This window comes from Streptomyces sp. NPDC048018, from assembly GCF_043202995.1.
Lineage (GTDB): Bacteria > Actinomycetota > Actinomycetes > Streptomycetales > Streptomycetaceae > Streptomyces.
The window spans coordinates 38,832-44,831 of sequence record NZ_JBIDBK010000018.1 but is presented as its reverse complement, the minus strand read 5'-3'; the positions used below and the strand labels follow the sequence as shown (position 1 = coordinate 44,831).

At 68.0% G+C, this 6,000-nt stretch carries 4 protein-coding genes; 2 read left to right on the top strand and 2 right to left on the bottom strand.

Annotated elements, in window-relative coordinates; genetic code table 11:
• Positions 1 to 448 precede the first annotated feature (448 nt).
• Together ACGF1Z_RS34665 and ACGF1Z_RS34660 are read left to right on the top strand one after the other, a co-directional pair.
• Positions 449 to 982 (top strand): hypothetical protein, encoded by a 534-nt coding sequence (locus ACGF1Z_RS34665; protein WP_393010476.1) that lies wholly within the window; start codon positions 449 to 451, stop codon positions 980 to 982.
• A gap of 43 nt (positions 983 to 1,025) precedes the next feature.
• The gene (locus tag ACGF1Z_RS34660) at positions 1,026 to 3,698 is read left to right on the top strand and encodes a Helicase associated domain protein (protein WP_393010474.1); all 2,673 of its coding nucleotides are present in this window, start codon (positions 1,026 to 1,028) and stop codon (positions 3,696 to 3,698) included.
• Here ACGF1Z_RS34660 and ACGF1Z_RS34655 read toward each other — a convergent pair.
• Together ACGF1Z_RS34655 and ACGF1Z_RS34650 are read right to left on the bottom strand one after the other, a co-directional pair.
• Positions 3,646 to 4,791 carry a hypothetical protein gene (locus ACGF1Z_RS34655; RefSeq protein ID WP_393010472.1) on the bottom strand — a complete coding sequence of 382 codons (1,146 nt, stop codon included), beginning with the start codon at positions 4,789 to 4,791 and terminating at the stop codon, positions 3,646 to 3,648. The two genes, ACGF1Z_RS34660 and ACGF1Z_RS34655, sit on opposite strands and share 53 nt — an antisense overlap.
• 641 nt (positions 4,792 to 5,432) lie before the next feature.
• Entirely contained in the window at positions 5,433 to 5,648 is a 216-nt protein-coding gene (locus tag ACGF1Z_RS34650) for a helix-turn-helix domain-containing protein (protein WP_055470006.1), read from the bottom strand.
• Positions 5,649 to 6,000: the final 352 nt, after the last annotated feature.

Here is a 6,000-nt window from a genome sequence, read left to right as displayed (position 1 = left end):
CCCGCGGAGCGGGTATCACATCGCTGCGCGATGTGCAAGCGAACACCCGCGCTGCGCGCGGGTGTTGCGCTCCCGCTCCGCGGGAGCGCTGGCGGGTGGCTGCGCCACCCGCTCACCCCTCTTGCTGCGCAAGAGGGGTGACGGTCCGTCCGCTGCGCTCCCGGACCGACGGGACTTCGTCCCGCTACCAGGCTTTCGCTTCGCTCCAGCCTGGCCGGCAGGTCCGCTGCGCTCCCCCGCCCAACGGTCCTTTCGGCTGCGCCTCCAGGACCGTTGGGGCCCGCTGTCGCGGGCCAGGCTGGCTACGAGGTTGGGGGTCGCTCGTTCGTGTCGGGTTCTAGTGTAGTGGCTGCATCAGGTTGATGCAGCATGTACCGTTGGCGGAAATGCAGGACGCCCTCCAACCCAGGGCCGGGTCTGGGTTCGGTGACAGGAAAAGGGAAACAACATGTGGAGTGCTCAGGATGTGGCGCGGGATCAGGTTAGGCGCCAGGCAAACGGCCTCGATATGGCCGCCGTTGCGGAGAAGGTCGCGGAGGCTGCTGTCCGCGAGCGTGAGACAGTGGAGCAGTTGAGGCGAGGCGGTTCCTTCTCCGAGTTCGAGGCGGACCCGGAGCGGCCGGCTGCCGTCTGGGCGGCAAGGCATGTGGAGTGGCAGCGCGTCAGGGACTTGATGGCTCGGGCCGGTTGGGGCGAGTACGAGCCGGAGCGGGACACCCAAGGCTCCAAGTGGGCTCAGGAGCGCGAAGAGCGGCGTGACGGTGCTCTCGCGGCCCGGGCCGCCTTCGAGGCGCGGCGGCGGGAGGAGGCGGATGAGCTGCGGGCGGAGCTGTGGCTGTCTGCCGCACCCAGCCGGCTGGTCCGGGCGGCAGCCGATCGGGCCGGGCTCATGCCCGCCCAGGTCCTGGCGCAGCTCGCCGAGCGGGTCGTGGTGGGCGAGGACGGTACGGTGTCAGTCCCGCCCTTCACGCCGTCCCGCTGATTTCCCGAAGCGGCCAGGAAACGAGCTAGGGGAGGATCATTAAATGCCGGGTATTCAGCTTCGGGAACACCAGGTCGACCAGAAATCGACTTTCCACAAGTGGGTTGGATTCCCTGCAAGATCATCTGTGCCCCCGGAAGGGGCGCGGGGCACCATCGTGTCAGCGACCGGTTCAGGAAAAACGATCACGGCTGCCGCGTGCGCGCTGGAGTGCTTCCCGCACGGCCGGATCCTCGTCACCGTGCCCACCCTGGACCTGCTCGTGCAGACCGCCCAGGCGTGGCGCCTAGTGGGCCACCGCTCCCCGATGGTGGCGGTGTGCTCGCTGGAGAACGACCCGGTCCTGAACGAGCTGGGCGTGCGCACCACCACCAACCCGATCCAGCTCGCCCTGTGGGCAGGGTCGGGGCCTGTGGTCGTGTTCGCCACGTACGCCTCTCTCGTGGACCGCGAGGACTTCGATGACCCGATGGGCAAGGGGAAGGTTCGCGGGCCGCTGGAGACCGCTCTGGCGGGCGGAGAGCGGCTCTACGGCCAGCAGATGGCAGGCTTCGACCTCGCGATCGTGGATGAGGCACACGGCACCGCCGGTGATCTTGGTCGACCGTGGGCCGCGATCCACGACAATCAGCGGATCCCCGCCGACTTCCGGCTGTACCTCACCGCGACCCCGCGCATCCTCGCCTCGCCCCGGCCGCAGAAGGGCGCTGACGGCCAGGAGCTGGTGCTCGCGTCGATGGGCCAAGACTCCCGGACCTACGGCCCCTGGCTGGCCGAGCTCGGGCTGAGCGAGGCGATCGAACGGGGCATCCTCGCCGGATTCGAGATCGACGTGCTAGAGATCCGCGACCCCTCACCCGTCCTCGGGGAATCGGAAGAGGCGCAGCGGGGCCGGCGCTTGGCCCTGCTGCAGACCGCACTTTTGGAGCACGCGGCGGCGTACAACTTGCGTACGGTCATGACCTTCCACCAGAAGGTCGAGGAGGCGATGGCCTTCGCGGAGAAGATGCCGGAGACGGCCGCGCACCTGTACGTCAACGACGCCTCCGATGAGGACCTGACGCAGGCGGAGAAACTGCCGAAGTCCTCCATCGACGCGGAGTTCTACGAACTCGAGGCCGGCCGCCACGTACCCCCGGACCGCGTCTGGTCCGCCTGGCTATGCGGCGACCACCTCGTAGCCGAGCGACGCGAAGTACTGCGCCAGTTCGCCAACGGCATCGACGCCTCGGGCCGGCGGGTGCACCGGGCGTTCCTTGCGAGCTGTCGCGTGCTCGGGGAAGGCGTGGACATCACCGGCGAGCGGGGGGTGGAGGCCGTCTGCTTCGCCGACACCCGCGGCTCGCAGGTGGAGATCGTCCAGAACATCGGCCGGGCGCTCCGTCTCAACCGCGACGGCTCCACCAAGGTTGCCCGCATCATCGTGCCCGTCTTCCTCCAGCCCGGCGAGAACCCGACCGACATGGTCGCCAGCGCCTCGTACCGCCCCCTCGTAGCCGTCCTCCAGGGCCTGCGCAGTCACGATGAACGACTCGTCGAGCAGCTCGCCTCCCGCGCGCTCACCAGCGGCAAGCGCAAGGTTCACATCCGGCGAGACGAGGACGGGCAGATCGTCGGGGCCGGCGGCGAGGGTGACGGCGAGGACCAGGAGGACGACACGCAGGCCGCTGCCGAAGCGGCGCTGCTGCACTTCTCCAGCCCGCGCGACGCCGCGACCATCGCGGCCTTCCTGCGCACCCGCGTCTACCGGCCGGAGTCGCTGGTGTGGCTGGAGGGCTACCAGGCCCTGCTGCGGTGGCGGAAGGAGAACGAGATCACCGGCCTCTACGCCGTTCCCTACGACACCGAGGTCGAAGTCGGCGTCACGAAGTCGTTTCCCCTTGGGAGGTGGGTGCATCAGCAGAGGAAGGCACTGCGGGCCGGAGAGCTGGAGCCGCGCCGCAAGGAACTGCTCGACTTGCCGGAGGCCGGAATGGTGTGGGAGCCCGGCGAGGAGGCGTGGGAGGCCAAGCTCGCCGCACTCAGGTCGTACCGGCGGGCCACCGGGCACCTCGCACCCCGCCAGGACGCCGTCTGGGACGATCCGGCCGGCAACGGGCCTGTGCCGGTCGGGCAGCACATGGCCAACCTCCGTCGGAAGGGCGCGAAGAACGGCCTGGGCAAGGACCCGAAGCGCGCCAAGCAGCGTGCGGCGCAGCTCACCGCGATCGACCCCGACTGGGACTGCCCGTGGCCCCTGGACTGGCAGCGGCACTACCGCGTACTCGCCGACCTCGTCGACGCCGACGGCCACCTGCCAGACATCGCACCCGGCGTACTCATGGACGGTGACGACATCGGCCGGTGGCTGGAGCGACAGAAGCAGCCGGCCACTTGGGCGCAACTGTCGAACGAGCAGCAGGAGCGGCTGTCCAGGCTAGGCATCAAGCCGCTTCAGGCGCCGTCTCCGGCCCAGGCGGCCGGGCGTGCGACGAAGGGTCCGAGCAAGGCGCAGCAGGCGTTCCAGCGGGGCCTGACGGCCCTCGCGCAGTGGGTTGAACGGGAAGGCCATCAGCCTGTACCACGCAGCCACGCCGAAGAGATCACGGTCGACGGCGAGGCCGAGCCGGTGACCGTGAAACTGGGCGTATGGGTCTCGAACACCAAGAGCCGCCGCGACAAGCTCACCCAGGACCAGCTGGACGCGCTGCGGGAGCTGGGCGTGGAGTGGGCGTGACGCCGCCAGTCGCAGGTCGTTGGTCTGGCCGGACACACCAGTGCACAGAAGACCCCGTGTCGAAGAACTTGATCACCGAGGTGAACAGCATGAGGGCGTACACCGCGTTGATCCGCGAGTACTGAGTTCGGGAGACGCCGTGTGCGCTGGGGTGACGGCCGAAGGTGCGCGGGATGGGGTCGCCGTTCTGCGGGAAATACTTGGCGTGCGCGTACCAGACCGGAGCGAAGGTGCAGGCGACCTTGAACTTGTAGTCGTCCAGCTTGAACTTGATGCCCTTGGCCTTGAAGTCGTTCTTCGTGAGCTGGATGCGGGCAGCTTTGTCGAAGTGGCGCTGGAGGATGGAGTCGAGCAGATTGGCGGCCAGTGCCTGAGCTGCGCTGGTGTGGCCGGCTCGTAGGGCATGGACGACATCGAGGGCGAAGCCGCGGGCATCCTGGACCGCTGGGTGGTGGACCTCTTCGAGTACTGCCTCGCAGTCGTTGACGATGCTCTTCCAACGTCGGCCGATGATGCGGCGTCGAGTGGCGGCATCCGGCGCTTCCAGCAGGGCGCGCACCGTCTGGGTCCCGGGCACCCACATGAGAGGGATGCCCTCGTCGACCAGGAGCTTTTCCAAGTCATCCAGGTCTGGCGTGACGTCGCGCAGGTTCTCCGGGTAGAGCCTGTTGATGATGTCGCCGAGGGAGGCGAAAACGCCGTGCCACTGGGGCGGTTGGTAGGTCCCGCCGAGCGGCTGCAGGGCCTGGCGGACCATGTCGTTGAAGCCCGTCAGGTCTGCCATCTGCCTGCGGAGGTTCTCCGTCACGGCGTTCATACGGATCAGCGGAGAATCCAACACGATCCGTGGAAGAACCGGCCGCATCCTCACTGCGGCGGACTCAGCAAGAATCTTGCCGATCCACGCGTTCTGCTTCCGCACATAGTCCTGCAGCGGATTGAACGCCGCCGCGTAGAAGCCCGAGAGATCAATCGGTCCCGTCATGCCCGCTTCTTCGGACTCGCCGGACTCCTGGCCCTGAGCCTGGTCCGGATCCTCGAACTCGTTAGGCTCCCCATCCTCACCCATGGCCATATGCTCCCACGCTTCCATGCACGCTCATCAGGCATTTTGCCGTGCAAGGCGAGCCAGCGCAGGCCGCCATGCGGTGTTGCAGGACTGAAGGTTTCGCGGCCAGCAGCGGCACTGCCAGCGCGGTGCGGTGGCCCGGACTTGCGTCAGAACGACGTCGTTCACCCATGTCGCGGTGCACGGGACGTACAGGCCCCGTCATGCCATTGCTCAACCGAAAAGCGCCTCCGTAGCCGACGTTGGCCGGTGCGTCCCGAAGATGCCAGAACCAGCGGGCAGGGGCGGGCGGGTGTGGGAGACCTGAGAGCACGGCGCAGAAAGCCGGCTGTCGGCAGGGCACTGGAGGCAGGACATGGGAGAGATCGCGCAGGGGATGGAGTGTGCGCTGCGTACCCGCCCCGTTCCCTCAAGCACCAGGGTGTCGGCAACTTCCGTCCCGGCCCGGGAGGCTGTCGGCGGGTGCGGCGCGGCGGGCCCGGCCGCCGCGCAACCGGACCGAACGTGCCCCGACCCCCGGCCGCGCATGCGGCACGGTAGCCACTTCAGTACGGGCCTGGGCCTACAAGGAGACTCAGGACAGCGAGCTCTTGAACGGCTGCGGGCAAGGAACCCTGTTGTGGCGGCTCCGCCAGCGTGCGTCGTTTTCCGCGAACCCATCGTGATCACTGCGGCGGGTTGACCGGCGCTCCCATGAATGACGTGCGCAGGTACTCGTGTACAGCGGCTTCGGGAATGCGAAAGGACCGGCCGGAGGGGCCGGAGCGGATGGACGGCAGGTGTCCGCTCTGCACCAAGCGGTAGATCGTCATCTTCGACACCCTCATGATCGAAGCGGTCTCAGCCACGGTGAGGAGGACAGGCGCGGCCTGTGCTGCCAGGCGGGTGGCGACGACCGCGAGAGCCGCTCGTAGTTTCTGCGACGTAGCGGCGTCGAGTCCGTCCAAGGGCAAAAGGCTGAGGGCTTCCATAGCCTCGGGCAGGTCGTCGATCGCTTCAGTCCCTTCCTGGGCATGAAGGCGGGCCATGGCGTCACGCAGCCTGCGCAGGCCGGTGTCGTCGCTGGTCAAGGAGTCGAGCGCGGTGAGGACCCCAGTGACGTCCTGCTCCGATACTGGGTTGGTTTGGTGGACGATGGTGTTGCGCAGATGGGTGATGGCGCGGATGGCTTGGGCGGTGCTCTTCGGGGTCCGCTCCCGGAGGCGTCGTGCCGCGTCAGTGCCTAGCGATGAC